The sequence below is a fragment of the Tardiphaga sp. genome, from assembly GCF_028290495.1.
Classification (GTDB): domain Bacteria; phylum Pseudomonadota; class Alphaproteobacteria; order Rhizobiales; family Xanthobacteraceae; genus Tardiphaga.
Genome location: NZ_JAQGJT010000025.1, coordinates 1 through 25,068, shown reverse-complemented (window position 1 = coordinate 25,068; position 25,068 = coordinate 1). Strand labels below are relative to the sequence as shown.

The window sequence follows — 25,068 nt, the reverse complement described above, 5'->3', positions numbered from 1 at the left end:
CCACTAGTTTAAATGTGGAATTTTAACTCCCCCTCATCGGCCCCCTTATTCCATAAGAAGTTGCGGGTGCCGACCACGCCGGAAATATCTGCGCATCGGATTGGCCAAGGGAGCTATCCGGTTCGAGAAAGTTTTATATTTCAGCCAGGTCGTAGACTGATAAGCGCGGAGCTACAGCCGCATTGAGCTCAGGCGCCAAGCGCGCGAATGGGCCGCGCCGGGTTGCCTCCGACAAGAGTGTTTGGGGGCACGTCCTTCGTAACCACCGAGCCTGCAGCAACGACCGAGTTTTCGCCGATGGTCACTCCTCCGATGATCGTCGCCCCGGCTGCGATCCAGACGTTCCTCCCAATCACTATGGGCTTCCCTATCGTAACCGACCGCCGCTGCGAGGGTTCGAGCGGATGGCCTGACGTGATGATGCTCACATTCGGTCCGATCATCACGTCGTCGGCTATATCGACGCCACCGAGGTCATAGAGCGTGCAGTTCTGATTAATGAAGACGCGATGCCCGATGCGAACTTCGTTCCCCCCTGTCGCGTAGAATGGGGGGATCAGTATAAAGCTGTCGTCTACCTTCTTGCCGATAAGCTCGCTGAAAAGAAGCCGGACTTCGTCCACGTCATGGAATGTCAGGCGATTGAGCTTGGCCGTGATCGCCATTGCTCGCCTGGTTTCCGCGACCATCGCCGCGGATTCTGGCGTCCGCCTGTGAACAATCCTGACGCCACCCTGATGCGACATTTATCGCTTTTCCTTGCGTAACTGCATCGGTTCGGCCCGATGCTCGCTTGGAAATCTACATGGCCGGATCACCGCTTTCCATCATTCCCAGTTAACAGGTCCACAGCCTGGATTGCCGGGCTGCGGTGATGAAGCGGGCATCTCGCCAGCGGCAAAAACTCCGTGGAATCGCCGTTTGGCGATTCCACATTTAAGCCAGTGGCCGGGAGCGATCCCGGTCGTTTTTATTTTTTGACTTGCGAAGGCCGCTTGCTTCCCTCATCCCGCTTCCGGGAAAAGATGAAGCAAGTCGCGGCCGTCAAATCTCCAACAGGCCAGCGTCGCCGTTCTGATCGGCAAAAGCCAGCAGCGTGCCCCTGGCGTTCCAGCCGAGCGCCGTCACCGGCTCGCCCTTGTTGGCGCGCACCAGAATCTCGGCGCCGTCGGTCAGCCGCACCATCAGGATGGTGCCGTTGCTGTAGCCGCAGGCGAGAATTTCCTGCTTCGGATGGCAGGCGACCATCGTCACCTTGGCCTTGAGCGGCGCCAGCATGCCGGGCTCCTTGCCCATCGGACCGTCCTTGCTGCCGAACGGCCAGACGATCACGCTGTCGGCGCCGGAGGTCGCCAGCGCCTTGCCGCCGGTGGTCCAGGATATCGAGCGCACGCGCGCCGGATAGCCGGTCATCCGCATGTGCTTGCTATCCGACAGCCGCCAGCCGTGCAGCGCCGGCTCGTGCATCGCGGTAACGAGGAACTTGTTGTCCGGACTGAAGGTGACGCCGAGATGCGAGCCGGCCCATTCCAGAATTTCGGGCTTCGCCGCCATGTTGGGAAACCACAGCGTCACGCCGTTGTAGTGCGCGATGCCGATCCGCAGGCCCTTCGGCGCAAACGCCACGCCGCCGACGGTCGAGGGCACGTCGAGCGATTTCACTTCGCCCTTGGGGCTGCGCACGAACGCCGTCTTGCCGGCCGACCACGCCACCGCGCCGTCGGGATGCACGGCGACATTGTCGATCCAGCGGCGCTTGGCGTCGGTGGCGAGCACCGTGACATCGCCGTTGCGATTCAGCTCGACCAGCTTGCCGTCGTCGCCGCCTATCAGCAGCCGCAGGTCATCGGCCGCGGTGCACAGAATGCCACCGCCATGCACGGCGACAACGCTCCGGCCGATCTCATCGACCAGCACGACATTTTCCTCGGCGCAGACGAACGCGGCCTTGTCGCCGAGAAAATGCACGGCGACAACCGCCGCGCCAATCGTCACGGGACGCACGCGGTCGGTAACCGAGACGATGGATTCCTGCTCCTGCAGGGGGTTGAAGTCCGACATCAGGCGGGAATGCAGTTGGCGAAGCCGTCGCGGATCGCCTGCTCCGGCAGATCGCGACCGATGAAGACGAGACGGCTCTCGCGCTTCTCGCCATCCTTCCAGGCGCGCTGGTGATCGCCTTCCAGCATCATGTGCACGCCCTGGAACACGTAGCGGTCATCGTCGCCGTGGAACGACAGGATGCCCTTGGAGCGCAGGATCTTGGCGCCTTCTGCGGCGACGAGCCCCTGCAGCCAAGGCATGAAAGTCGAGGCGTCGAGCGCCTTGTCGGTGCGCAGCGACAGCGATTGCATGTCCTCGTCGTGATAGTGCTTCACGCCGCCGTGGCCGTGATCATGGCCGTGGTGATGATGGTCATGACCGTGGTCGTGATGATCGTGGTCGTGACCATCGCCGGCATTGAGGAATTCCGGCTCGATCTCCAGAATACGCTCAAGATCGAAGGCGCCCTGCTCCAGCACATCGGACAATTTGACCTGCGCGCGCTCGGTGCGGTGCAGCTTCGCATAGGGATTGATGGCGCGGATGCGGGCTTCGACTTCGGCCAGTTCGGGCTTCGATACCAGATCGATCTTGTTGAGCACGATCACGTCGGCGAAAGCGATCTGGTTCTTGGCTTCCGGCGCGTCCTTGAGCCGCTCGCTCAGCCACTTGGCGTCGGCCACCGTCACCACCGCGTCGAGGCGGGTGTGCAACTGCACGTCTTCATCGACGAAGAAGGTCTGCGCCACGGGGGCTGGATCGGCGAGGCCGGTGGTCTCCAGAATGATGGCGTCGAACTTACCCTTGCGCTTCATCAGGCCGTCGAGAATGCGCACCAGATCGCCGCGCACGGTGCAGCAGACGCAGCCGTTGTTCATCTCGAAGACTTCTTCGTCGGCGCCGATGATCAGGTCATTGTCGATGCCGATCTCGCCGAATTCGTTGACGATCACGGCGTATTTCTTGCCGTGGTTCTCCGACAGGATGCGGTTCAGGAGCGTGGTCTTGCCGGCGCCGAGATAGCCGGTCAGCACGGTCACGGGAATTTTGGCGGCAGTCGCTTCAGACATGGTCACTCCGGCATTGTATCGGGCGGGGTATTGGCAGCGCGCCGGCGGCAGGGGTGCCCCCGCGCTGGTTAATTCAGCGCGCTCGTCAGCGTCTTTATATTGTGCCTGACCATGTCAATGTAAGTGGGGGCGTCGCCGTTTTCCGCCGTCAGGCTGTCCGAATACAGCGTTCCGCCGATCTTCGCCCCGGTCTCGGCGCTGATCCGGCGCATCAGGCGGGGGTCGCTGATGTTTTCGAGGAAAACCGCGGGAATCTTGGCTGCCTTGATCTGGCTGATGATCGCCGCGAGATCCCGCGCACTGGGTTCGGAATCGGTCGAGACGCCCTGCGGCGCAACAAAACCGATGCCATAGGCATCGGCGAAATACCCGAAGGCATCGTGGGTCGAGATCACCTGGCGACGTCCTTCGGGGATCGAGGCCACCGCGGCCCGCACCTCGCCGTCGAGCGCGTCCAGCTTCGCCAGATAGGCCGTCGCATTGGCCTTGTAGGTCGCAGCCCCTGCCGGATCGACCGCGACCAGCGCCTCGCGGATATTGCTGACATAGGCCTTGGCATTGACCACCGACTGCCAGCCATGCGGATCGGTGCGGGTGCCCAAAATGCGCTCCGCGATGCCGTCGGAGGCCATGACGATCACCGCCTGTCCGCCGGAGGACTTCACCAGCCGCGGCAGCCAGCCCTCGAAGCCGAGCCCGTTGACCACGACGAGCTTCGCATCGGTGATCTTTTTGGCGTCCTGCGGCGACGGCGTATAGACGTGCGCGTCGCCGTTGGGGCCGACCAGTGTGGTGATGCTGACGCGATCCCCGCCGACGTTTTTGACGAGATCACCGAGGATCGAGAAACTGGCGACGACATCGATCCTGTCCTGCGCAAACGACGCGGCCGCCGACGCGAACAACAGCGCCACCGCATAGACCATCGAATAGCCTATACGCCGCATGATCGCTCCTACGCTTCCAGATGCCGGCCGGGAAACAACTGCCGCACCAGTCCGCTGACACGGCCAAACAGAACTGAAATCACATACAGCGCGGCTGCCACCAGAATGACCGCCGGGCCCGACGGCACCTTGGTCTGAAACGACAGTACCAGGCCGAGATAGCCCGACAGCATGGCGCTGGCGACCGCGATCACCATCATGCCGGTGATGTCGCGCGACCAGAACCGCGCGATGCCGGCCGGCAGCACCATCAGCCCCACCGCCAGCAGCGTGCCGAGCGCATGGAAGCCGTTGACGAGATTGATGACGACCAGCGCCAGAAACGCCAGATGCGCTGGCGCACCGGCCCGCGACACCGTGCGCAGGAACACCGGATCGACGCATTCAATCACCAGCGGGCGATAGATCACCGCCATCACCAGCAGCGTGATGGTGGCGTTGAAGGCGATCACCAGCAGCGTCTGGTCGTCCATCGCCAGAATATTGCCGAACAGCACGTGCAGCAGGTCGATGTTGGTGCCGTTCATGGAAACGATGGTGACGCCGAGCGCCAGCGAGACCAGATAGAAGGCCGCGAGCGAAGCATCCTCCTTGATCTCGGTCACGCGCGAGACGAGGCCCGCGAGTAGCGCCACCGAGAAGCCGGCAATCAGCCCGCCAAAGGTCATCGCGAACAGGTTGAGCCCGGAGAACAGGAAGCCGACAGCGGCGCCCGGCAGGATTGCATGCGCCATGGCGTCGCCGACCAGGCTCATCCGGCGCAGCATCAGGAACACGCCGACCGGCGCGCCGCCGAGCGCGAGCGCGACCACGCCAGCCAGCGCCCGGCGCATGAATTCGAAATCGACAAAGGGCGCGATCAGCACGTCATAGATCATGCGCTCAGGCCGCCCGCGGTCTGGCATCGACGACGCAGGCCGAGGCGCCGTCGTCGAACGCCTCGCACATCCGCCGCGCTTCCAGCAGGTTGTCTGCCGTCAGCACCTCGCGCGTCGCGCCCCACGCCACCGCGCCCCTGGCCAGCAGCAGCGTTTCCGGGAAATTGTCGCGCACCAGTTCCATGTCATGCAGCGCGGCCAGCACGGTGCGCCGCTCGGCGTGCCAGTGCCTGACAAGCCCGATCAGGTCGGTGGAGGTCTTGGCGTCGATCGCGTTGAAAGGCTCGTCCAGCACGATAACGCGGGCGTCCTGCAGCAGCACGCGGGCGAACAACATGCGTTGCATCTGGCCGCCGGACAGCGTCCCGATGGTGCGGTTCTCGAAGCCGGTGAGGCCGACCGCGGCCAGCGCCTGCCCGATCTGCTGGCCGGCCTTGCGGCCAAGCCCGCCGAACAGGCCGGTGGAGCGCCACAGGCCGGTGCCGACGAAATCGAACACCGAGATCGGGAACGTGCGGTCGATATCGACGCTTTGCGGGAGATAGGCGATCTCGCGCGGCTTGAGGTCGCCAAGCCCGATGGTCCCCGCCAGCGGCTTCAGGATGCCGACGATGCCGCGAAACAGCGTCGACTTGCCGGCGCCGTTGGGACCGACGACCGCGAGCAAGGCGCCCGCGGCGATCTCGCCATTGAGGTGATGCACCGCCGGATGGCGGTCATAGCCCAGCGTGACGTCGGAGAAGGTCAGTTGCGCGGTCATCAGCGCATCGCCGTCAGCACGACCGCCCACATCGCGGCGCTGACCAGAACGGCCGCGCCAAGCCGCGCCAGCAGGGTCATGCGCAGGATCGACCACGGCGCCGGCTGCGCGGGGTGTGGCGCAAGGGGATCGTGGTGATGGTGCGAATGGGTGTGGTGGGTGTGCGAATGGGCCATCGATACGCCTGGACGAACAAAGCGGCGGCCGCGGCCGCCCTGTCCATTTGTTATATTATAACATCACCCGCTGCAACGGCTCAGGTGAAATGCCGGACCAGCGCCAGGCCCGCAAACAGGCCGGCGATCGCCAGCCCGACCGAACCCAGCACGTACAGCAGCGCCAGCCCGATCTCGCCGCGCTCGTACAGCAGTGCAGTATCGAGCGAAAACGCCGAGAAGGTGGTGTAGCCGCCGAGAATACCGGTCATCAGAAACAGCCGCCACGGCTGCGACGCCTGCCCCTTGAAGACGAGGTAACCGGCAATCAGTCCCATCACAATCGAGCCGGTAATGTTGATCAGGAAGGTGCCCCACGGAAACGCGGTGCCGAGGGTCCGCGCGCTGACCATGTTGACCGTATGGCGCAAGGTCGAGCCAAGACCGCCGCCGATAAACACCAGAACGTAATTCATCATGATCGCCGGCCTTGCTAAATCCTATCGGTCGTCGTTGCGAGCGTAGCGAAGCAATCCAGAGAGCCGCAAGCGAAGACTGGATTGCTTCGTCGCAAGGGCTCCTCGCAACGACGAGGGGTCAGCTTGTAGCCCAAGCTACGCAAGCAAAAGGGCGGCAGCTTGCGCCACCGCCCTCTTGTCCGATCCGAAAACGGACCGCTTGTTACACGCCGGCCTTGCCGAGCTGATCGTCGACATATTCCCAGTTCACGAGATGATCGACGAACGCCTTCAAATAGTCCGGGCGGCGGTTGCGGTAGTCGATATAGTAAGAGTGCTCCCAGACATCGACGCCGAGGATCGGGGTCGCGCCATGCACCAGCGGGCTTTCGCCGTTCGCGGTCTTGGAGATTTCCAGCTTGCCATTCTTGACCGAGAGCCAGGCCCAGCCGGAGCCGAACTGGCCGACGCCTGCGGCGGCGAAATCGGTCTTGAACTTCTCGAGACCGCCGAGGTCCTCGGTGATCTTCTTCTCGAGACGGCCGGGCAGCTTGTCGCCGCCGCCGTTCGGCTTCATCCAGTTCCAGAAATGCAGATGGTTGTAGTGCTGACCGGCATTGTTGAAGAGCGGCGCGTTCTTGCCGAACGAACCCTTCACGATCTCCTCGAGGGACTTGCCTTCGAATTCGGTGCCCTTGAGCAGGTTATTGCCGTTGGTCACGTAAGCCTGATGGTGCTTGTCGTGATGGAATTCCAGCGTTTCCTTCGACATATAAGGCGCGAGCGCGTCATAGGCGTAAGGCAGTTCGGGAAGCGTGAAGGTCATGGGGAATCGTCCACAAAATTGATGGGATACGCAGTCTAACGGGAACCATTATAGATGGTTCCATCACCCTTGGACATGTTTTGTGCGTTACGCCGGGCTGGGCATGGCGACGTCCAGCGCGTCGCGGCGAACCGGCGGGCGGACATTCATCAGCATCTGGAAGCAGCCGGCGATCAGACCGATCACCACCGCGGCCTGCCACGCCCGGTCGTAATTGCCGAGCTGCGCGTAGATCACGCCACCGCCCCAGGCCCCGATGAAGGAGCCGGCCTGATGGCTGAGAAACGCGATGCCGGTCAGCGTCGCCATGAAGCGCAGCCCGAAAAGGTGCGCAACGAGGCCGTTAACCAGCGGCACCACGCCGAGCCACAGCGACCCCATCACCGCGGCGAACACCATCGTCGAGGCCGCCGAGGCCGGGAAGTAGAAATAGGCGGCGATCGCCAGCGAGCGCACGATATAGATCCCGCCGAGCAGAATTTGCTTCGGATAACGGCCACCGAGCCAGCCGAAGGCGTACGACCCGAACACGTTGAACAGCCCGACCAGCGCGAGCGCGGTGGCGCCGAGCGAAGGGTCGAGGCCGCAGATCGCCAGATAGTTCGGCAGATGCGTGGTGATGAAGACGAGTTGCAACCCGCAGACGAAAAACGACAGCGCCATCACCACGAAGCCGGAATGACCAAGCGCCGATTGCACCACGGCGCCCATCGTCTGCGGCATTTCATCGGACTTCGCCGCCTCGATCTTGTCGGAGCGGCCGGCAAACAGAGCGGCCGGCAGCATCACGGCAACGAGACCGAGGAAGCCGACCAGCGCCATCTGCCAGCCCGCTGTGGTGATCAACGTCTGCGCCAGCGGCGAGGCGATCACCAGGCCGAGCGAGCCCGCGGCCGAGACCGCGCCCATCGTCACGCTGCGCTTGGCCGCCGAGACGCTGCGCGAGGAGACGGTCATGGCAATGCTCGACGCCGTGCACGACAGCGCGAGGCCGACGCACAGCCCGGCGCCGAGCGTGAACACCAGCGCCGAGGTCGCCACCATCATCAGCAACAGGCCGGCGGCATAGATGAACACGCCGGTCAGCATCACATAGCGGCTGCCGTAGCGATCGGCGAAAGCGCCGACGAACGGCTGCGAGACGCCCCAGATCACGTTCTGCAACGCCGTCGCCAACGAGAAGTCGGCCGTGGTGATCGCGGTGTCGTGCAGGATAGAGGGCTGGAACAGGCCGAAACTCTGCCGCATCCCCATCGCCAGACTGAGCAGCACCGCCGCACCGGCGAGAATCGACCAGCGCTGATAGGTGCTGAGTTGGGCCTCTGTCATCGTCGTCCTCACCGGAGAATAATTTTCCACACATTGCCACCGGATTGGGCAACTGACCATCCCGCGGGCGACCTATAAGGAATGCGAAACAGGCAGAGGTGAGTTGCATTATGAGCGTCGAGATCGAAATTCGGACGGGCGTTGCATCGTGGCCGAGCGTCAAGCCGCTGTTCGAGGCGGTGTGGCCGCGGGAGGTCGTCGAGAAACTTTCATGGGGTCACATCGTGTTTGCCCCTGCCGACCTTCGCGTGCTGGTGGAGGATGACGAGCGGCTGGTTTGCCAGGTCGGCATCACCCGTCGCGAAGCCACGTGGGACGGCCGCAAGGTTCGCATCGGCGGCATTGGCGGCGTATCGACGCACCCGGACTTTCGTCGCCGTGGCTTCGCCAGCGTTGCGCTCAACGCCGCGCTGCAGACGCTGAAGGAGGAGCGGGCGACCGATTTCGCCTTGCTGTTTTGCGAGCCCCATCAAGCCGACTTCTACACCAGCCGCGGCTGGAAGCCGTTCGTTGGCGAGGTGTTTGCGGAACAGGCCGGGCAGCGCGCACGTTTCGATGCGCTGCTGCCTTTCGTGTCCTATCTGAAGCGCGCGCCGCATACGGGCGAAATCGACCTGTGCGGGCTGCCGTGGTGAACCGTTAAAGTTGCCGACACAAAACGTCTTGATTGCCGCATGTTCACTTTACCGCGATGGCGATCCGGCATTGCACAAGTTCGATTTCTTGTTATTGCAGGCGTCCGAATCGAGGAGATACGCATGGCCATCCGTTCCGCCGTTATGATTGCGCTGCTGGGCGCGCTGTTCGCCGTCCCCGCCACCAAGGCCCGGGCTGCCGACGAGGCAACCGGCCTGTGGCAGACCCAGGCGGGCGATGCGCGCGTGCGCGTCAGCAAATGCGGCGGCGCGCTGTGCGCGACGGTGGCGTCGTTGCGCGACAAGTTCGATCCGAACACAGGCAAGCCGGCCATCGATGACAAGAACCCGGATCCCGCCAAGGCGACCCGTTCGATGATCGGCGTGCACCTGTTCATCGACATGCGCCCTGCAGGGCCTAACCGCTGGTCGGGCCAGATCTACAATGCAGACGACGGCAAAACGTACGCCAGCAACATCTCCCTCGCCAGCCCCGATGCGCTGCGGGTCGAAGGCTGCGTCGGCGCTTTCTGCGGCGGCGAAAACTGGACCCGCGTGGGGAAGTAAGCTTCTTTGTTACCTCTCCCCGCAAGAGCGGGGCGAGGGAGCGCTATACGCAGGCTGCGTCTGCTGCGCGTCGAACACGTCAATCTAGCTACGCCTTCATCGCCTTCAAGGCGGTCGCGGCCGAGGCATAGCCGCCGCGGGCGCCGTCGATGAAGTGGACGTGGTCGCTGCGCAGCGCCGAGGGCGTGAAGCAGGTCATCATCGCCGCATCCTGCCGGTGCAGGCCGTAGCGAACCGTGCCGGCAGAAGCGGCCGCGACCAGGCACCGCTCCAGCGCGCTTTCCAGGTCCGGCGTGCAATCCAGGATCATCCGCAGCCCGTCGTCGTATTTCCGGAAGTCGGAATTCTCGACCAGTTGATGCACATAGACCTTGGGCACGAAGCCGCCGACGCTGATGCCGTAGCGCATCACGAACCACGCCAGCAGCGTGCGGCCCAGCACATAGACCCGGTTCACCAGCCGTGAGCCGCGCTCAGCGCGGATCTCGAATTCCAGCCCGGCCGGCGGCCATTTGATCGCCGGACCACCTGCCGGCACCGGACGCCCGGCGTCCGGACTGCGCTCGACCACCGCAATGACGTCCTCGATGACGCGGCGGAACGCCGATTCATCGACGCCCGCGCAGGGCACCACCAGCACCGACAGGATCAGCCCGCGCGTCGCTGGAATTTCCTCGAACCGGCACGACAGGCCGGTGAGATCGGGCATCGAGCCGAACGACGCCATCGGCACTGCGAATTCGCCGCGCTTCATGGCCACTTCCGCCCAGCCGAGCCCGCCGCCGGAAAACATCGCATAGGACACGTTCGGCGATGGCGCAAAGCGCGCGACGCGGACGTCGAGCCCCTGCGCCCGCACGTCGGCCACCGGCACCAGCGCCACGCGCATCATCAGATCGAGATCGTCCTGCACCCAGCGCGCCGTCGCCGACAGCGCCTCGCGGGCAGCTTCGAGATCGCCGGGCGGCACCGCGAAGCTGGCGCCGTCGCCGCCGAACACGAAGGGAAACTCGCGGCCATCCAGCGCATTGGTGACGGCGGCGATGACCGCCGCGCCCGCCATGTTGACGGCCTTGTAGCGCTTCTGCGCGATGGCCTGGGTGGATTGAACGATGTCGGCGAGACCGATGGTCCAGTCATCCGGCAACGGCATATAGAGCGCCGGGTCCATCAGGTCACCGAAGCCGCGAAATACCGGAATGCGGCTGTACAAATCGTCGCCCCGAGGGGTCATGGATGCGCCGTCCCGATCGTTGCGCACGCCCGAACGGACGCGCGGGCCCATCCTAGCCGCAGCGAGGGGGTGACGTCATCCGGATGGTTTCGACGTCTTGGCCGGATACGACTATCCATATCCTGTTGCCGCGATACCCGTTAAAGGTGCCATATGGACAAGACAACCTCGGCAACACGGCCCGTCCGGACAGAGTTGCAAAGCGCGCGGCGGCGTGCGGCGCGAACCTTTGCGCTGTTCGTGGCCGCCAGCGTCCTGCTGCTGGTCGGGCTGGCCGGCATATCCGCCTATCTGATCCTGCGGCCGGAAACCCTGCGCATCGCGGTCGGGCCTGCGGGAAGCGACGACGTCAAGTTCATCCAGACCGTCGTGCAGACCTTTGCCCGCGATCGCGATCACGTCCGCCTGACGCTTACGGCCACCGAAGGGCCCACCGCCAGCCTGGCGCTGCTCGGCGAGCGCAAGGCCGACCTCGCAGTGGCCCGCGCCGACCTGCCGATGCCCACCGGCACCCAGGCGGTCGCCATCCTGCGCAAGAACTTCCTTGTGTTGTGGTCGGTGCCGAAGGCGGAAGACAACAAATCGAAGAAGCCGGTGAACACCATCAAGGCGCTGGAAAACTTGCCGGGACATCGCATCGCGATCATCGGCAAGTCGCCGGCCAATCCGGCGATGTTGAAAATGGTGCTCTCCGAGGCCGGCATCGCCGCGGACAAAGTCGAGATGGTGCAATACTCGGTTAGCGAAATCGACGCGATGGCGCGCGAGCGCAAGAATGACGCCTACATGGCGGTCGGCACGCTCGACAGCAAGATCACGGCGGACGCCATCGCCGCCACCGCCAAACTGCGCGGCGCGCCGCAATTCCTGAGCGTCGATGTTTCGGAGTCGATCGCGCAGAAGCATCCGACCTATGAATCGACAGAAATTCCCGGCAGCACGTTCAGTTCGTCGCCGGCGCGGCCGGACGACAAGATCGAAACCATCAGCGTCGACCATCTGATCGTCGCGCCGAAAACCCTGGCCGAGGCCACCGTCACCGAGATGACCCGGCAATTGTTCGTCGCAAGGCCCAACCTGCTGCGCGCGTTGCCCGGCGTGGCGACACTGGAAAAGCCCGATACCGACAAGGATGCCGCGATACCGGCGCATCGCGGCGCCGCGGCCTATATCGACGGCACCGACCGCACCTTCCTGGAGCGCTACAGCGATTTCATGTGGGGCGGGCTGTTGCTGCTGTCGGGCCTCGGCTCCACCGGCGCGTGGCTGCGCAGCTATCTCAAGCGCGACGAACGCAACAGCTATCTGGCGTCGCGGGACCGCGTGCTGGAAATGATCGGCGCCGCGCGCGCAGCGGAAACGCCGGAACAGCTCGCGAAAATGCAGAGCGAGGTCGACGACGTCCTGCGCGAAACGCTCGACTGCTTCGAGGATGGCGCGATCGAGGACGCCGCCTTGCTGGCCTTCGGCCTCGTCCTCGAGCAGTTTCATTTTGCGGTCAGTGACCGACGCGATGTTCTGGCCAGCGTTGGCGAAGCTTCATAGGGCAACGGAAAATCGTATTTCCTCGCACAAACGCCGCGGCAGGACGCGACCTCTGACCTGTAAGTAGACTGCAAGGTCGCAGGAAGTCTGCATTGACCGGTCCCTCACGTGGCCGGTCCAACCGACAGAAGACCGCCGTCGCCTTGATCTCAAGGTGCGATTTAGGCGGTAGTTTCGGTGAAGTATTCGAACGCCTCTTTGGCTGTCATCGCGCAGATTTTGTCCACCAACGCATCCGGAACTTGCCTGCCCTCAATTTAAGCCCGAAGGTAGTCGATCTCGAACTCCTGTTCGTGCTTGAAGATGGCCTCCGCGCCATCGCGCAAACGCTCGGCCGTCAGCAGCCATTTCGCTGGGCCCTGCGCGGCCCTGAACGTATCCTCGCTGAATTTCTTGAGATCGGTCATAGTTTCGCTATGTGCCAGAAGCGCCACAGTAATTCTGCCGAACAATGAACGAGAATGTAGGCCTTATGGCAGATGCCACCTGCGCAGGTCCGGGACACCGCGTTAGCTCTTGTATCGCAGCGCCGCGATCAGCGCCGTCAGCGCGGGCGGCGTCTGCCGACGGCTCGGGTGGTAGAGATAGTAACCCGGAAATGTCGGGCACCATTTCTCCAGAACGCGCTTGAGCCGTCCTGCCTTTACGTCGGCGGCCACCATGTCGTCGTACATATATGCGAGCCCGTGGCCCGCGAGAGCGGCCTCGCGCAGGAGGTCCGCGTTATTGAATACGAGAGGACCCGCAACACGCACTTCAAAACTGCGCCCTTTTTCCTCGAAATCCCAGGCATAAAGGCCACCCGATCGAACGAGCCGGTAGTTGATACAGCGATGATCAGCCAGATCGCGCGGCGTTTTAGGAACGGCATGCTCTTCGAAATAAGACGGCGCACCGACGACGCTCATGCGAACATCCGCACCGATACGCACAGCGATCATGTCCTTCTGAACGATGTCGCCAAAACGGATTCCTGCATCGAGGCGCTCGGCGACAATGTCGACAAGATTGTCGTCAGCGATCATATCCACCTGAACGTCGGGATAGGATGCAAAGAAGCGCGGGAGCTTGGGCATGATGGCGGATGCAATGGCGTGCCTGGTCGCCGTGACGCGTACGGTGCCCGACAATTTGCCGCGCGCGGCCCCGACCGCATCCACCCCGGCACTGATTTCTTCCAGCGCAGGCCGGAGCGAGCGCAACAGCTTTTCACCTTCCTCGGTCGTCGAGACCGAGCGCGTCGTCCGTGACAAGAGCCGCACGCCCAGCCGCTCTTCCAGCGATTTCATGGCGTGACTCAACGCCGACTGCGACATACCGAGCTCCGCCGCTGCGCGGGTAAAGCTGCCTTGTTCGGCGACCACCGCGAAGGCCGCAAGATCGTAGAGATCATCCCGTTTCATTGATGCACGCCGCACATAAGCTTTAGATGATTATAGCGACTAATCGATAGGCTCCGCCAGGCCTATCTTGGTCCTGACGATACCGGCGGGCTCCTCTCAGGCTTCCGGCCCATCCATCGAAAAGGACTGGCCCACGTGCATGTGACCCATCAGAAACTGTTCAACGCCTTCGCCTTTGCCAACGGCATAAGCCTTCGCAACCGGATCGTCATGGCCCCCATGACGACATGGGCGGGAAATACCGACGGGACGGTTTCGGACGAAGAGCTTGCCTATTACCGCGCCCGATCCAACGGCGTCGGCCTCGTCATCACTGGCTGCTCCCACGTGACGGCGAACGGCATCGGCTTTACCGGCGAGTTCGCTTCCCATTCTGATCGCTTCATTCCCGGCTTGCGTAGGCTTGCCGAGGCCGCAAAAAGCGGCGGCGCGCCTGCGATCCTGCAGATATTCCATGCAGGCAACAAGGCCGCTCCCGCGCTCGTGACCGGCAGCGACGTCGTCAGTGCCAGCGCTGTCGCCGTTCCGGCAGGCCCCTTCAATCCGGCGCTTACGCCACGGGCTTTAATCGATGACGAAATCCGCGCCGTCATCACCGCATTCGGTGAGGCAACGCGCCGCGCGATCAAAGCCGGATTCGACGGGGTCGAATTGCACGGTGCGCACGGCTTTTTGATCCAGAATTTCTTTTCTCCGCACTTCAACCAGCGCACCGACCTGTGGGGCGGACCGCCGGAGAAGCGCATGCGTTTCCCTCTGGCGGTCGTGGCGGAAGTCCAGCGCATCGCTGCGGCCCACGCGAAGCAGCCCTTCGTGATCGGTTACCGTATCTCGCCCGAGGAAGGTGACGAAGGCGGCCTGCGTATCGAGGACACCTTTGCACTGACTGACAGACTGATCCAGAGCGGCATCGGCTACCTGCACTTTTCGCTGACCAGCATACTGACGTCAAAACCCATCGGTGCGACCGACGAAGTCACGACCGCACAGCGCATGGTGGGGCATGTCGCCGGGCGTTTGCCAGTTCTGGCAGCGGGGCAGATCAGAACGCCCGATCAGGCAGTTAAAGCACTGGATCTCGGACTGTCGCTGGTTGCCGTCGGACAAGGCCTCGTCATGAACCCGGACTGGGTCGAGCGGGCGAAAGCCGGGCGCGACGTCGATACGGCGCTCTGGCCCGCCAAAGCGCGGCAGATCGCCATTCCGGAAAAACTCTGGACGATCATCGAGGCAACCAAAGGCTGGTTCGATCTGAAGACCGACGCTGCGCTCGAAAAGCCGGAGCGCGTGGACGCATGAACACATAACCAGTCAGGGGAACTTCAATGGAACGCAACGATGCCCGGTCCACACCACACTACGATCGCAGCCGCCGTGAATTTCTGGCCACGACAGCGATCGCCGGAGCGGTCTTGAGCGTCGCGCCGCTGGCGGTCGCCGCGACGGTGGCGACCAAAGATAACGACGCGAAAACAAACGGGGACACGAAAATGAAAACACGAAATCTCGGAACACTGGCAGTCTCGACACTCGGCGCGGGCTGCATGAGCATCAGCGCCAATTACGGGCCGCCCGCACCTTTTGACCAGGCTATCAAGACCATCCGTGCTGCCTTCGAAAACGGCGTCACGTTCTTCGACACGGCGGAAGTCTACGGCCCGTATACGAGTGAAACGCTTGTCGGCGGCGCACTCGAACCCTTTCGGGACAAGGTTTCCATCGCGACAAAGTTCGGGTTCAACCTAAGCAGCAGCGGGGGCGGGTTGAATAGCCGACCAGAGCACATCAAGGAGGTGGTCGAGGCATCGCTCAAGCGTCTGCGTACCGACCGCATCGACCTCCTTTACCAGCACCGCGTCGATCCCGCCGTCCCGATCGAGGACGTTGCAGGTGCCGTCAAGGATCTCATCAAAGAGGGCAAGGTCCTGCACTTCGGGCTTTCCGAAGCTGGACCGGAGACCATTCGCCGCGCGCATGCCGTTCAGACCGTCAGCGCGGTTCAGACCGAATACTCACTGATGAACCGGGACCCCGAACACAACGGCGTTCTCGACACGTGCGAAAAGCTGGGAATCGGGTTCGTGCCATGGGGCCCCGTCGGCATGGGCTATCTGACCGGATCGCTGAGCGGCAGCACGAAGCTCGACCCGAAGGCGGATTTCCGCTCCGGCTTCGAACGCTTCACGCCCGAGAACCTTGCGGCGAACCAGCCGATCATCGATCTGCTGAAGCAGATTGCCGCGAAAAAGAATTCGACGCCCGCGCAGATTTCGCTGGCCTGGCTTCTCGCGCAAAGACCGTGGATCGTGCCCATTCCGGGAACGCGCAATCTCTCCCATTTCAACGAGAATCTCGGTGCGATCACTATTGCCCTGAACACAACTGAGTTGAGCGAGATCGATACGGCACTCGCCAAACTCAAGGTTCACGGCGGTCGCATGAATGCCGACCAGATGAAGATCGTCGAACCAGCCACTTAACATCAGATCCGATCGTGGCTTCCGAAATCTGGCGGGGCCACTGTCGGATTATTTGAAAGTCGTCATGCAGTCACAGGCATCAACCATGCACCTTGAAAATCAGCACCGCGCCCCGGCTTGGGGCGCGGTGTTCGCGCTGTCTTTCGGCGCGTTCGCGCTGGTCGCGTCCGAGTTCCTGCCCGTGAGCCTGCTGACGCCCATCGCGCGCGATCTCCATATCACCGAAGGTCAGGCCGGCCAGGGCATCTCCGTGGCCGGGGCCTTCGCTCTTGTGACGAGCTTGTTCATTACAGCCATCGCAGGCCGGATTGATCGCAAAACTATCCTGCTGACCTTCACAGGAATCATGATCGCTTCGGGCACGCTCGTGGCACTCTCGCCCAACTACACCACGTTCATGGTCGCCCGAGCCCTCGTCGGCATCGCCATCGGCGGGTTCTGGTCGATGTCCGCCGCAACGGCGATGCGTCTGGTACCGCTGGCAAACGTACCGCAGGCGCTCGCTATCGTGAACGGAGGCAACGCACTTGCAACCGTCATCGCGGCACCTCTGGGCAGCTTTCTGGGTTCGATCATCGGATGGCGCGGCGCGTTCTTCTTCATCGTGCCCGTTGCCGCCCTCGTGTTCGTCTGGCAAGCGATCAGCCTTCCACCGTTGAAAGCTGTCCAAAGGGACGAACCGGGAAAGGTCCTGACGCTTTTGACGCGGCCCGTGGTTGCGCTCGGCATGGCAGCGGTCAGTCTTTTCTTCATGGGGCAGTTCTCATTGTTCACCTATCTGCGCCCCTTTCTTGAGACCATCACGCGTGTTGATGCCTCGTCGCTTTCGCTCATTCTCCTTCTGATCGGTCTGGCGGGCTTTCTGGGAACGACGCTGATTGGAAAGCTCATCAAGAAGAGCGTTTACAAGGCGCTGGTCGTCAGCCCTTTCATCATGGCAGCGATCGCACTCCTTCTTGTTTCTTTTGGCGGCGGCAAGGCCACGGCTACCGTTCTGCTCGGGTTTTGGGGGCTCATCGGCACGTCCGCGCCTGTCGCATGGTGGACGTGGCTCTCCCGGACATTGCCCAACGACGTCGAGGGCGGCGGAGGCCTCATGGTCGCGGTCGTTCAGCTTGCCGTAACCTCCGGCGCGATCACCGGCGGCCTGTTGTATGACCATGTCGGATATCAGGCGACGTTCGGGGCAAGTGCTGTGATGCTGGTAGCCTCATGCGTGCTAGCTGTGTTGACATCTCGAGCCAGCAGCCGCGAGTAGCCGGCGAGCCAGGACTAGTTGCCTCTTGTCGAGAGAGGGCTGCACTTGATGCTGCGGCGAATAGGCCATGCCAACGCCGCCCAGCACGGCTGCCAGCACCTTCAATAAAATTGCCGCAATAGCGCGTAACTCGGATTCCCAGATGAAGACTTCGCGGCTGATCCGGGGGCGACAGAGGATTTCGCTGTATCTGCTTAGGTCAGCTATTGGGAGCTGCTCGCCGGCCGAGATCTTACAAGGCGTCGATAACCATCGAACCCCACGCGGGTTTACCGTTTCATGTGCCCACCGTGTGCCTAAGAAAAATTAGTAACGGTGAGCAATCCTCGGCAAGAATTCGCGTAAGCACCTGAAATCAATTAGAAATAAGACGCAATGAATAGGAAGGGCTGTAACACATGAAAAAGCCCGCTAGGGGCGGGCTAATTCATTGTAATGATTTAATAAGTTTGGTTGCGGGGATAGGATTTGAACCTATGACCTTCAGGTTATGAGCCTGACGAGCTACCGGGCTGCTCCACCCCGCGCCAAACCTTCGAGAAACCGGAGAACGAAATGAATTCGGCCAACGCCTAAGCGTCGATCGATCCCAGTCCGGAGGCTTCCTGAGAAGTCACCGAGGCAGTGCCTGCGGTGCGAGGGTTATCTACCAATGCGCAGCGGGTTTGGAAAGGGCCATTGTGAGTGTTTTCGCGCATTTATGACGATTGCCCGAAAAATAATTGAAAGTCGCGCGATTCCAGCATCTTAGCGTGGCCGATCAGGTCAGCAGGAAGCCGCCGTCGACGGTGATCGTGCTGCCGGTCATGTAACGCGAGGCGTTGGACGCCAGCAGCAGGATCGCGCCGTCGAGATCCGAGTCGTCGCCGACCCGGCGCTGCGGAATCCGCTTGGCCAGCCGCTCGCCGGCCGGGGTCGCCCAGAACGCATGGTTGATGTCGGTATCGATATAGCCCGGCGCCAGCGCGTTGACGCGGATGCCCTGGCCCGCCAGTTCCAGCGCCAGGGCCTTGGTCGCCTGCACGATACCGGCCTTGGAGATCGTATAGGGGGCTACGAACTTCATCACACCGAAGCCGAGCACCGAGGCGACGTTGACGATGTTGCCTTGCTGCTTTCGCGCGATCATCCGGCGGGCGATCTCGGTCGCGGTGAAATAAGCGCCCTTCAGGTTGGCTGACATCACGGCGTCCCAGTCGGCCTCGGTCTGCTCGACCGCGGGCTTCTCCACGGCGATACCGGCGTTGTTGATCAGCACGCTGATCGGGCCCAGCGCCGCTTCCGCAGTGTCGATGGCGGCTGCGATCGATCCGGTAATGGTGACATCCATCTGCACTGCGATCGCGCGCCCACCTTTCGCGACGATCTCGTCTTGCAGGCTCTTCAGCTTCGCGGTCTGCCGCGCCGCCAGCACCACGGCCGCGCCATGCGCCGAAAGCACCCGCGCGAACTGCCGCCCTAGCCCCTGCGAGGCGCCGGTAATCAGAATGGTTTCTTGACTGACGTCGAAGATGGCGGACATGGCGGGCTCCCTGATGCTTTGCTTTACTGATACAGGGCAGGCTTGGGATCGCCAACCGGACGCGCGGCCCCGGCAAATTTCTGTGATGCGGAATTGCCAGACATGGGGCCTGCGCATGAACGTCTTCGATCTGATCGTCTATGCCGGCCTGGTGACAGCCGCGGTGATCGGCTTTCGGGCCGGGCTGCTGCGCAGCGTCGTGACGATCGTCGCTTATTTGCTGGCGGTGCCGATCGCTGCCTGGATCACGACGCTGATCGCGCCGCAGCTTGCTGGAAATGCCGGCGTCACCACGGCCAATCCACAATTGTTCGCCGCCGCCTTCCTGGTCGCCGGCATCGTGCTCGGCATGGTGCTCCGCATGGCCGTGGACGAGACGCTCGGACACCACATCGGCATCGCCGACCGTATCGCCGGCGCAGCGTTGGGCGCGGTGCGGGTCGGGCTGATCGCGGTGACGCTGGTGCTGGTGTTCGACCAGATGCTTCCGGCAAGCCAGCAGCCGCCCTACCTCACCGAGTCGAAATTGCGACCGTGGCTGTCGCAGGCCGGACAACGCGGCTTCAAGTCGCTACCGCCGGATGTCAGCGCCTATATCGACAAATGGAAACGCGATCATCGATTGTAGAAGCAAATTTGTATGACGCGCTACGGCCGGAGAAACAGCGCCCTTATCACGCCTGCGCTGAAACGCTATAACCCCGCGCACTCTGCAAAATGATCTAACTTCAGGAGCGACATCGTGGATCTGGGAATCAAAGGCCGCCGCGCACTCGTCTGCGCATCCAGCAAGGGCCTCGGCCGCGCCTGCGCGATCGCGCTGGCAGCAGAGGGTGTTCACGTTACGCTGACGGCGCGCGGCGCCGAGGCGCTGGCGGCGACGGCGGCGTATATCCGCCAGACCTATCCGGACGTCGAGGTCACCGAAGTAGTCGGCGACATCACCACGGTCGAAGGCCGCGAGACGGCGCTGGCGGCCGCCGGCCAGATCGATATCCTCGTCAACAATGCCGGCGGCCCGCCGCCCGGTGATTTCCGTAACTGGACCCGCGACGACTGGCTGAAGGCGATCGACGCCAACATGCTGACGCCGATCGAGCTGATCAAGGCGACCGTAGACGGCATGATGGCCCGTAAATTCGGCCGCATCGTCAACATCACCTCGGCCGCCGTGAAGGCGCCGATCGACGTGCTCGGCCTCTCCAACGGCGCCCGCTCCGGCCTCACCGGCTTCGTCGCCGGCCTGTCGCGCAAGACCGTGCGCGAGAACGTCACCATCAACGGCCTGCTGCCCGGCCCGTTCAACACCGACCGGCTGCGCGGCGTCGCCGCCGGCCAGGTCAAATCGAGCGGCCTGTCGATCGACGAACTCCTGGCCAAGCGCGCCAGCGAGAACCCCTCCGGCCGCTTCGGCGACCCCGAGGAGTTCGGCCTGACCTGCGCCTTCCTGTGCGGCGCCAAGGCCGGCTTCATCACCGGCCAGAACATCGTGCTCGACGGCGGCGCATTCCCCGGCACCATGTAAGCGAACGCGACCACGCGACGCCCGGCGATGCGCTGGGCGTCGCTTCTATCTTAATTTGCTGCAGCGGGAGCGCGCCGGATGAACTGGACCGTCGGCAAGGTCAGGATCACACGCATCGTCGAGCTGAAAACGGTCGGCGGCACCCGCTTTATCCTGCCGCAGATCGGCCCGGATGACGTCCAGCGACTACCCTGGATGATCCCGTCTTTCGCCACGGCGGAAGGCCGGTTGAAGATGGTGGTGCAGTCCTTCATCGTGGAAACGCCGTCCCTGCGCATCATGGTCGATACCGGCCTCGGCAACGACAAAAAGGGCCGCTCGGTACCGGTCTGGAACGACCTGAATACGCCGTTCCTGGAAAACATGACCGCGGCCGGCTTTCCGCCTGAACGCATCGACAGGGTGCTGTGCACCCATCTGCACGTCGATCACGTCGGCTGGAACACCAGGTTGGTCGATGGCCAGTGGGTGCCGACCTTCCCGAACGCGACATACGTCTTTGGCGCCATCGAATACGCACACTGGAAGGCCCATAGCGAACGGCCCGAGCAAGCTGCGGTGTTCAACGACTCCATTCAGCCGATCATTGACGCCGGCCGCGCCGAGCTGGTGGCCAGCGATGCGCAACTGTCCGACGAGATCACGCTGATCCCGACGCCGGGCCACAGCCCCGGCCATATGAGCGTGCTGATTCACTCCGATGGCCATCAGGCCCTGCTAACCGGCGACGTCGCGCACAGCCCGGCGCAGATGGCGCATCTCGACTGGTCGTCGAGCGTGGATTCCGACCCCGCGCAGGCTGCTGCAACGCGGCACGAATTGTTCTCGCGCTTTGCCGATACGCCAACGCTGGTGATCGGCGGCCATTTCGGCGCCGGCCAACTCCAGCGCAATGGCGAGGCGTTCAAATTCATCGCCTTGCAGGACTAGTCAGCGGCCGCAGCGGTTGAATTCCCCAGCGCGCTGTTCCATGACATCAGGACAATAAGACCACAGGGAGAGAACAATGAAACTCGTGAGATACGGCGCATTCGGCAGCGAAAAGCCGGGACTGATCGACAGTAACGGCCAATTGCGTGACCTCTCGGGTCAGGTGAAGGACCTCGCGGACGATGCGTTCTCCCCCTCGAACCTGGCCCGGCTGGCGGCACTTGATCCGGCCTCGTTGCCACTGGTCGATGGCTCGCCGCGGCTCGGGTCGCCGGTCGGCGGAAAACCGAAATTTCTCGCCATCGGCCTAAACTACATCGACCACGCCAAGGAAGCCGGCATGCCGATTCCGTCGGAGCCGATTGTGTTCATGAAGGCGCTCAACAGCCTGTGCGGTCCCAACGACGACGTCGAAAAGCCGCGCGGATCGACCAAGCTCGACTGGGAAGTTGAACTCGCGATCATCATCGGCACGCGCGCCAAGTATATTTCGGAAGCCGAGGCGCTCAAGCATGTCGCGGGCTATGCGGTTTGCAACGACGTCTCGGAGCGCTTCTTCCAGATCGAGCGCGGCGGACAGTGGACCAAGGGAAAATCGCACGACACCTTCGGCCCGCTGGGTCCCTGGCTGGTGACGCCTGACGAAGTCGGCGACGTGCACAAGCTCGGCATGTATCTCGACGTCAACGGCCAGCGCTGCCAGACCGGCTCGACCGCAACGATGATCTTCAACGTGCCGAAGATCGTGTCGTATCTGTCGGAAATCATGACGCTGGAGCCCGGCGACATCATCACCACGGGCACCCCGCCCGGCGTCGGCCTCGGCATGAAGCCGCCGAAGTTCTTGAACGTCGGCGACGTCATGACGCTGGGCATCGAGAAGCTCGGCGACCAGAAGCAGAAGGTGGTCGCGGCTTAAGCGCCGCACACACCGTCGTCATTGCGAGCGAAGCGAAGCAATCCAGAGCCACAAGCGAAGACTGGATTGCTTCGTCGCAAGAGCTCCTCGCAATGACGGTGGCGCCTGCATTAGTAGCCATTCACTCAAGGACTTCCCATGAAGCTGACATTCTCCCCGGGCTCGCCGTTCGCACGCAAGGTGCGCATCACCGCGATCGAACTCGGACTGATCGACAAGATCGAACTGGTGCCGGCGACCGTCGCGCCGACACAGCCCAACGAAGCATATTCCCATGACATCAGCCCGCTGCGAAAGCTGCCGGCACTGATCCTCGATAACGGCGAAGTGATCGTCGATTCCTACGTCATCGTCGAATACCTCGATGAACTCGCCGGCGGCAAACTGATCCCGGCCTCCGGCGCGGCGCGCTGGAAGGTCAAGAGCGACCATTCGATCATTCAGGGCATGACCGACGCGATGCTGCTGTGTCGCTACGAGGTTGGCGTGCGGCCGAAGGAATTGCTGTGGCAGAAGTGGGTCGACGACCAGTGGGATCGCACCTGGCAGGGCCTGACGCGCTTCGAAAACCATCCGGATATTCTGACCCGCCCGTTCGACATCTCGCAGATCGCGCTGGTCAGCCTGCTGGTCTACGCAGATTTCCGTTTTCCGGATTGCGGCTGGCGCGCAGCATTTCCGAAACTCGCCGCCTTCCATGCGACCATGCTGGAGCGGCCGTCGGTGAGGGCGTCAATCGCCCCCGCCGCGTAAGCTCGGACTTCACGCGACGACTGAGCGGGCCACGGCCCGCTCAGTCAAACAGCGACGGCGTGTGATTTACGCGGGCGCCTTCGATCTCCAGCATCTTGAGCTTGGTGACGACGCCGCCATTGCCTGAGAAACCGCCGGGCTTGTCGCCAGCCGCCAGCACACGATGACACGGCACCACGATCGGACACGGATTTTGTCCCAGCGCGGTGCCGACACTGCGCGACAGCTCTACGCCGCCGAGTTGCTTGGCGATATCGCCATAGGTCAGCGTCGCACCCGGCGGAATGGTACGCGCGATGGCATAGACATGGCGGTTGAACGGCGGGCAATCGTTGAGATCTAGAACGATCTCTGAAAGATCGACCGGCTGGCCCTCGAGCAGCGTTTTGATGCGCTCGATGGCGGTCTGGATTTCGGCCGGCGGGGCGACTTCGGCGATGTCGTCATAACGCTGCCGCAGCCGAACCCGGGTCTGCGCCTCGTCCGGATGCGGCAATTGCACGGCGACGATGCCGCGCGCGGCCCACGCGATGGCGCAGCGGCCGATCGCGGTGTCGAACAAAGTGAACATCACTTGCGTCATGGCGGGCTCCAATGCCCCTTGTGAACGATGACGTCAGTGTGGCGCGTAACGGCGGCGTTCGCCACCCGTTTTCAGGATGGCGAACGTATCTCAGCCCTGGTTCTGCGACGGCATCTCCGAGGCCTTTTGCGAGAACGCCGCACCCAGCATCGCCAGGATTTCCTTGTTGGCGACGAACATGAAAGGGCCCTGCTCGGTGTCAAAGGCGATGCCGACGATCGCGGGATCGGTCTTGTAGTCCAGCAGGCGGTAGCCCTTCAGCGGAAGAGCGGGCCGGTCGTTCGGGATGGGATTGGCGTTATCCTGCATGTCGGTCTCGCGGGTGAGAAAGAGATGACGTCGGCTTAAACAACTATGTCGGCCGCGCCAAGACGCTATTTCGGGCGCGACCAGCCTATTCGTCCTGCATCACCGCAAAGAGCTTGTCGTAATACTTGCCGACCAGTTCGATATTGCCCTTGTTCTCGATTGCCGGCGGCGGAGATTTCAGCGCGCCGTCGAGGTCAGCCAGTGCCTCTTTCTTTTCCTTGGCCGGCATCTTCTTGTCTGCCTGCACGGCTGCGATCTGCTGCTTGACGACGGCTTCCGGGCCGACATATTTTTTGCTCTGCGGATCGAAGCCGGACAGCACCAGGCTGATATTCTCGACCACGTCATTGTACTCGCCATAGCTCGCAAAGCCGCTCTTCTTCGCGGCGCCGTCGAGCTGCGCCACGACTTTGGCGTCGGGTTTCGCCGCCGCATTCTCCGGCAGTCTCTCGGTGATGGCGTCGAGATCCTTCTGCGCGGCCAGCACCTGCTCGATCTGCTTCTCGGTCAGCGCGATCTGCTTCATCGCCACGGCGTCTGCGGGAGCTGCCGTCGGCGCGGCCTGCCTGGCGGGCGGCTGTTTGGCCGTCTGGGCGAACGCATTCCCCGCGGTCAGCGCAATCAGTGGCGAGGCAAGCATCAGGCTCAAGGCCATGACGGAACGGGTGATGCGCATGGATTTCTCCTTGGCGAAAGGCGCGATCGTATGGGGCGATCGTGCAACTGGCCCGGTTCGGTCCGGGCCATTCCAATCCAGGAAATATTGGCGACAATGATGGCCAAAGTATCGACCAAAAAAAACGCCGCTCCCCGGTGCGTTAGCACTTAGGAGCGGCGTTTTTGATGATCTGACATCGTAAGTTCGAGATCTTTGTCCTTTGCAGGCCTGGCAGCGACCTACTCTCCCAGGGCTTAAGCCATAGTACCATTGGCGCTGAG

Annotated in this window: 28 protein-coding genes and 1 tRNA gene; 11 read left to right on the top strand and 18 right to left on the bottom strand. The window is 62.7% G+C overall.

The window, feature by feature from the left end:
- Positions 1-188: 188 nt before the first annotated feature.
- The 10 genes from JWQ24_RS04595 to JWQ24_RS04550 all read right to left on the bottom strand — a co-directional run bounded on the left by JWQ24_RS04595 (position 189) and on the right by JWQ24_RS04550 (position 8,466).
- Positions 189-746 (bottom strand): sugar O-acetyltransferase, encoded by a 558-nt coding sequence (locus tag JWQ24_RS04595; protein WP_299804932.1) that lies wholly within the window; start codon positions 744-746, stop codon positions 189-191.
- A gap of 298 nt (positions 747-1,044) precedes the next feature.
- A complete protein-coding gene (locus JWQ24_RS04590) occupies positions 1,045-2,061 on the bottom strand; it encodes a WD40 repeat domain-containing protein (protein WP_299804930.1) in 1,017 nt (338 codons plus the stop codon).
- On the bottom strand, positions 2,061-3,113 hold the full coding sequence (locus JWQ24_RS04585) for a GTP-binding protein (protein ID WP_299804927.1): 1,053 nt from the start codon (positions 3,111-3,113) through the stop codon (positions 2,061-2,063). The genes JWQ24_RS04590 and JWQ24_RS04585 overlap by 1 nt, the downstream gene beginning before the upstream one ends.
- 68 nt (positions 3,114-3,181) lie before the next feature.
- Positions 3,182-4,039 carry a metal ABC transporter substrate-binding protein gene (locus JWQ24_RS04580; RefSeq protein WP_299805040.1) on the bottom strand — a complete coding sequence of 286 codons (858 nt, stop codon included), beginning with the start codon at positions 4,037-4,039 and terminating at the stop codon, positions 3,182-3,184.
- Positions 4,040-4,068: 29 nt separating this feature from the next.
- The gene (locus JWQ24_RS04575) at positions 4,069-4,938 is read right to left on the bottom strand and encodes a metal ABC transporter permease (protein ID WP_299804924.1); all 870 of its coding nucleotides are present in this window, start codon (positions 4,936-4,938) and stop codon (positions 4,069-4,071) included.
- A gap of 4 nt (positions 4,939-4,942) precedes the next feature.
- A complete protein-coding gene (locus tag JWQ24_RS04570) occupies positions 4,943-5,698 on the bottom strand; it encodes an ABC transporter ATP-binding protein (protein ID WP_299804922.1) in 756 nt (251 codons plus the stop codon).
- On the bottom strand, positions 5,698-5,874 hold the full coding sequence (locus JWQ24_RS04565; protein ID WP_299804919.1) for a hypothetical protein: 177 nt from the start codon (positions 5,872-5,874) through the stop codon (positions 5,698-5,700). Before JWQ24_RS04565 ends, JWQ24_RS04570 begins: the two co-directional genes overlap by 1 nt.
- An 80-nt stretch (positions 5,875-5,954) precedes the next feature.
- The gene (crcB, locus tag JWQ24_RS04560; RefSeq protein ID WP_299805037.1) at positions 5,955-6,329 is read right to left on the bottom strand and encodes a fluoride efflux transporter CrcB; all 375 of its coding nucleotides are present in this window, start codon (positions 6,327-6,329) and stop codon (positions 5,955-5,957) included.
- Positions 6,330-6,534: 205 nt separating this feature from the next.
- Positions 6,535-7,137, bottom strand: a complete 603-nt coding sequence (locus JWQ24_RS04555; protein WP_299804917.1) for a superoxide dismutase — start codon at positions 7,135-7,137, stop codon at positions 6,535-6,537.
- Positions 7,138-7,224: 87 nt separating this feature from the next.
- On the bottom strand, positions 7,225-8,466 hold the full coding sequence (locus JWQ24_RS04550; protein WP_299804914.1) for an MFS transporter: 1,242 nt from the start codon (positions 8,464-8,466) through the stop codon (positions 7,225-7,227).
- A 110-nt stretch (positions 8,467-8,576) separates the two neighbouring features.
- Here JWQ24_RS04550 and JWQ24_RS04545 point away from each other — a divergent pair, with 110 nt between their 5' ends.
- Positions 8,577-9,101: a GNAT family N-acetyltransferase gene (locus JWQ24_RS04545; protein ID WP_299804911.1), complete on the top strand. Its 525-nt coding sequence runs from the start codon at positions 8,577-8,579 to the stop codon at positions 9,099-9,101.
- Positions 9,102-9,224: 123 nt separating this feature from the next.
- Positions 9,225-9,668: a DUF2147 domain-containing protein gene (locus JWQ24_RS04540; protein ID WP_299804908.1), complete on the top strand. Its 444-nt coding sequence runs from the start codon at positions 9,225-9,227 to the stop codon at positions 9,666-9,668.
- Positions 9,669-9,756: 88 nt separating this feature from the next.
- Here JWQ24_RS04540 and JWQ24_RS04535 read toward each other — a convergent pair whose 3' ends face one another.
- Positions 9,757-10,902: a DUF3095 domain-containing protein gene (locus JWQ24_RS04535; RefSeq protein ID WP_299804906.1), complete on the bottom strand. Its 1,146-nt coding sequence runs from the start codon at positions 10,900-10,902 to the stop codon at positions 9,757-9,759.
- Positions 10,903-11,055: 153 nt separating this feature from the next.
- Here JWQ24_RS04535 and JWQ24_RS04530 point away from each other — a divergent pair, with 153 nt between their 5' ends.
- On the top strand, positions 11,056-12,447 hold the full coding sequence (locus JWQ24_RS04530; RefSeq protein ID WP_299804904.1) for a TAXI family TRAP transporter solute-binding subunit: 1,392 nt from the start codon (positions 11,056-11,058) through the stop codon (positions 12,445-12,447).
- A gap of 257 nt (positions 12,448-12,704) precedes the next feature.
- Here JWQ24_RS04530 and JWQ24_RS04525 read toward each other — a convergent pair whose 3' ends face one another.
- Positions 12,705-12,854: a hypothetical protein gene (locus JWQ24_RS04525; protein ID WP_299804902.1), complete on the bottom strand. Its 150-nt coding sequence runs from the start codon at positions 12,852-12,854 to the stop codon at positions 12,705-12,707.
- Between the two features lie 102 nt (positions 12,855-12,956).
- Entirely contained in the window at positions 12,957-13,850 is an 894-nt protein-coding gene (locus tag JWQ24_RS04520) for a LysR family transcriptional regulator (protein WP_299804900.1), read from the bottom strand.
- 135 nt (positions 13,851-13,985) lie between these two features.
- On the opposite strand from JWQ24_RS04520, the gene JWQ24_RS04515 reads away from it, so the two are divergent.
- From JWQ24_RS04515 to JWQ24_RS04505, 3 genes are all read left to right on the top strand, one after another.
- Entirely contained in the window at positions 13,986-15,149 is a 1,164-nt protein-coding gene (locus JWQ24_RS04515; protein ID WP_299804898.1) for an NADH-dependent flavin oxidoreductase, read from the top strand.
- Between the two features lie 191 nt (positions 15,150-15,340).
- Positions 15,341-16,330 (top strand): aldo/keto reductase, encoded by a 990-nt coding sequence (locus tag JWQ24_RS04510; protein WP_299805034.1) that lies wholly within the window; start codon positions 15,341-15,343, stop codon positions 16,328-16,330.
- Between the two features lie 64 nt (positions 16,331-16,394).
- Positions 16,395-17,588 (top strand): MFS transporter, encoded by a 1,194-nt coding sequence (locus tag JWQ24_RS04505; RefSeq protein ID WP_299804895.1) that lies wholly within the window; start codon positions 16,395-16,397, stop codon positions 17,586-17,588.
- Between the two features lie 450 nt (positions 17,589-18,038).
- Here the strand turns inward: JWQ24_RS04505 and JWQ24_RS04500 are convergent.
- A tRNA-Met gene (locus JWQ24_RS04500) sits at positions 18,039-18,115 on the bottom strand.
- Positions 18,116-18,348: 233 nt separating this feature from the next.
- Positions 18,349-19,110, bottom strand: a complete 762-nt coding sequence (locus JWQ24_RS04495; protein WP_299804892.1) for an SDR family oxidoreductase — start codon at positions 19,108-19,110, stop codon at positions 18,349-18,351.
- A 115-nt stretch (positions 19,111-19,225) separates the two neighbouring features.
- Between JWQ24_RS04495 and JWQ24_RS04490 the strand changes: the two genes are divergently transcribed.
- The 5 genes from JWQ24_RS04490 to JWQ24_RS04470 all read left to right on the top strand — a co-directional run bounded on the left by JWQ24_RS04490 (position 19,226) and on the right by JWQ24_RS04470 (position 23,237).
- Positions 19,226-19,738 carry a CvpA family protein gene (locus tag JWQ24_RS04490; RefSeq protein WP_299804889.1) on the top strand — a complete coding sequence of 171 codons (513 nt, stop codon included), beginning with the start codon at positions 19,226-19,228 and terminating at the stop codon, positions 19,736-19,738.
- A 114-nt stretch (positions 19,739-19,852) separates the two neighbouring features.
- Positions 19,853-20,635: an SDR family oxidoreductase gene (locus JWQ24_RS04485; RefSeq protein WP_299804886.1), complete on the top strand. Its 783-nt coding sequence runs from the start codon at positions 19,853-19,855 to the stop codon at positions 20,633-20,635.
- A gap of 78 nt (positions 20,636-20,713) precedes the next feature.
- Entirely contained in the window at positions 20,714-21,565 is an 852-nt protein-coding gene (locus tag JWQ24_RS04480) for an MBL fold metallo-hydrolase (protein ID WP_299804883.1), read from the top strand.
- 76 nt (positions 21,566-21,641) lie between these two features.
- Complete coding sequence (locus tag JWQ24_RS04475; protein WP_299804881.1) at positions 21,642-22,484, top strand: fumarylacetoacetate hydrolase family protein; 843 nt, start codon at positions 21,642-21,644, stop codon at positions 22,482-22,484.
- A 138-nt stretch (positions 22,485-22,622) separates the two neighbouring features.
- On the top strand, positions 22,623-23,237 hold the full coding sequence (locus tag JWQ24_RS04470) for a glutathione S-transferase family protein (protein ID WP_299804878.1): 615 nt from the start codon (positions 22,623-22,625) through the stop codon (positions 23,235-23,237).
- Positions 23,238-23,277: 40 nt separating this feature from the next.
- Here the strand turns inward: JWQ24_RS04470 and JWQ24_RS04465 are convergent, their stop codons facing one another.
- The 3 genes from JWQ24_RS04465 to JWQ24_RS04455 form a co-directional block, all read right to left on the bottom strand.
- The gene (locus tag JWQ24_RS04465) at positions 23,278-23,820 is read right to left on the bottom strand and encodes a methylated-DNA--[protein]-cysteine S-methyltransferase (protein ID WP_299804876.1); all 543 of its coding nucleotides are present in this window, start codon (positions 23,818-23,820) and stop codon (positions 23,278-23,280) included.
- A 90-nt stretch (positions 23,821-23,910) separates the two neighbouring features.
- Positions 23,911-24,129 carry a hypothetical protein gene (locus JWQ24_RS04460; protein ID WP_299804873.1) on the bottom strand — a complete coding sequence of 73 codons (219 nt, stop codon included), beginning with the start codon at positions 24,127-24,129 and terminating at the stop codon, positions 23,911-23,913.
- An 85-nt stretch (positions 24,130-24,214) separates the two neighbouring features.
- On the bottom strand, positions 24,215-24,805 hold the full coding sequence (locus tag JWQ24_RS04455) for a hypothetical protein (RefSeq protein ID WP_299804870.1): 591 nt from the start codon (positions 24,803-24,805) through the stop codon (positions 24,215-24,217).
- Between the last annotated feature and the right edge of the window lie 263 nt (positions 24,806-25,068).

Excerpts from the sequence above, each read along its gene's own strand:
- JWQ24_RS04595 (WP_299804932.1), bottom strand. The coding sequence starts at position 746 with ATGTCGCATCAGGGTGGCGTCAGGATTGTTCACAGGCGGACGCCAGAA.
- JWQ24_RS04545 (WP_299804911.1), top strand. The coding sequence starts at position 8,577 with ATGAGCGTCGAGATCGAAATTCGGACGGGCGTTGCATCGTGGCCGAGC.
- JWQ24_RS04460 (WP_299804873.1), bottom strand. The coding sequence starts at position 24,129 with ATGCAGGATAACGCCAATCCCATCCCGAACGACCGGCCCGCTCTTCCG.
- JWQ24_RS04495 (WP_299804892.1), bottom strand. The coding sequence starts at position 19,110 with ATGTCCGCCATCTTCGACGTCAGTCAAGAAACCATTCTGATTACCGGC.
- JWQ24_RS04470 (WP_299804878.1), top strand. The coding sequence starts at position 22,623 with ATGAAGCTGACATTCTCCCCGGGCTCGCCGTTCGCACGCAAGGTGCGC.
- JWQ24_RS04540 (WP_299804908.1), top strand. The coding sequence starts at position 9,225 with ATGGCCATCCGTTCCGCCGTTATGATTGCGCTGCTGGGCGCGCTGTTC.
- JWQ24_RS04490 (WP_299804889.1), top strand. The coding sequence starts at position 19,226 with ATGAACGTCTTCGATCTGATCGTCTATGCCGGCCTGGTGACAGCCGCG.
- JWQ24_RS04585 (WP_299804927.1), bottom strand. The coding sequence starts at position 3,113 with ATGTCTGAAGCGACTGCCGCCAAAATTCCCGTGACCGTGCTGACCGGC.
- JWQ24_RS04555 (WP_299804917.1), bottom strand. The coding sequence starts at position 7,137 with ATGACCTTCACGCTTCCCGAACTGCCTTACGCCTATGACGCGCTCGCG.
- JWQ24_RS04580 (WP_299805040.1), bottom strand. The coding sequence starts at position 4,039 with ATGGTCTATGCGGTGGCGCTGTTGTTCGCGTCGGCGGCCGCGTCGTTT.
- JWQ24_RS04535 (WP_299804906.1), bottom strand. The coding sequence starts at position 10,902 with ATGACCCCTCGGGGCGACGATTTGTACAGCCGCATTCCGGTATTTCGC.
- JWQ24_RS04565 (WP_299804919.1), bottom strand. The coding sequence starts at position 5,874 with ATGGCCCATTCGCACACCCACCACACCCATTCGCACCATCACCACGAT.
- JWQ24_RS04465 (WP_299804876.1), bottom strand. The coding sequence starts at position 23,820 with ATGACGCAAGTGATGTTCACTTTGTTCGACACCGCGATCGGCCGCTGC.
- JWQ24_RS04570 (WP_299804922.1), bottom strand. The coding sequence starts at position 5,698 with ATGACCGCGCAACTGACCTTCTCCGACGTCACGCTGGGCTATGACCGC.
- JWQ24_RS04575 (WP_299804924.1), bottom strand. The coding sequence starts at position 4,938 with ATGATCTATGACGTGCTGATCGCGCCCTTTGTCGATTTCGAATTCATG.
- JWQ24_RS04590 (WP_299804930.1), bottom strand. The coding sequence starts at position 2,061 with ATGTCGGACTTCAACCCCCTGCAGGAGCAGGAATCCATCGTCTCGGTT.
- JWQ24_RS04480 (WP_299804883.1), top strand. The coding sequence starts at position 20,714 with ATGAACTGGACCGTCGGCAAGGTCAGGATCACACGCATCGTCGAGCTG.
- JWQ24_RS04475 (WP_299804881.1), top strand. The coding sequence starts at position 21,642 with ATGAAACTCGTGAGATACGGCGCATTCGGCAGCGAAAAGCCGGGACTG.
- JWQ24_RS04525 (WP_299804902.1), bottom strand. The coding sequence starts at position 12,854 with ATGACCGATCTCAAGAAATTCAGCGAGGATACGTTCAGGGCCGCGCAG.
- JWQ24_RS04455 (WP_299804870.1), bottom strand. The coding sequence starts at position 24,805 with ATGCGCATCACCCGTTCCGTCATGGCCTTGAGCCTGATGCTTGCCTCG.
- JWQ24_RS04550 (WP_299804914.1), bottom strand. The coding sequence starts at position 8,466 with ATGACAGAGGCCCAACTCAGCACCTATCAGCGCTGGTCGATTCTCGCC.
- crcB (WP_299805037.1), bottom strand. The coding sequence starts at position 6,329 with ATGAATTACGTTCTGGTGTTTATCGGCGGCGGTCTTGGCTCGACCTTG.
- JWQ24_RS04505 (WP_299804895.1), top strand. The coding sequence starts at position 16,395 with ATGCAGTCACAGGCATCAACCATGCACCTTGAAAATCAGCACCGCGCC.
- JWQ24_RS04530 (WP_299804904.1), top strand. The coding sequence starts at position 11,056 with ATGGACAAGACAACCTCGGCAACACGGCCCGTCCGGACAGAGTTGCAA.
- JWQ24_RS04520 (WP_299804900.1), bottom strand. The coding sequence starts at position 13,850 with ATGAAACGGGATGATCTCTACGATCTTGCGGCCTTCGCGGTGGTCGCC.
- JWQ24_RS04510 (WP_299805034.1), top strand. The coding sequence starts at position 15,341 with ATGAAAACACGAAATCTCGGAACACTGGCAGTCTCGACACTCGGCGCG.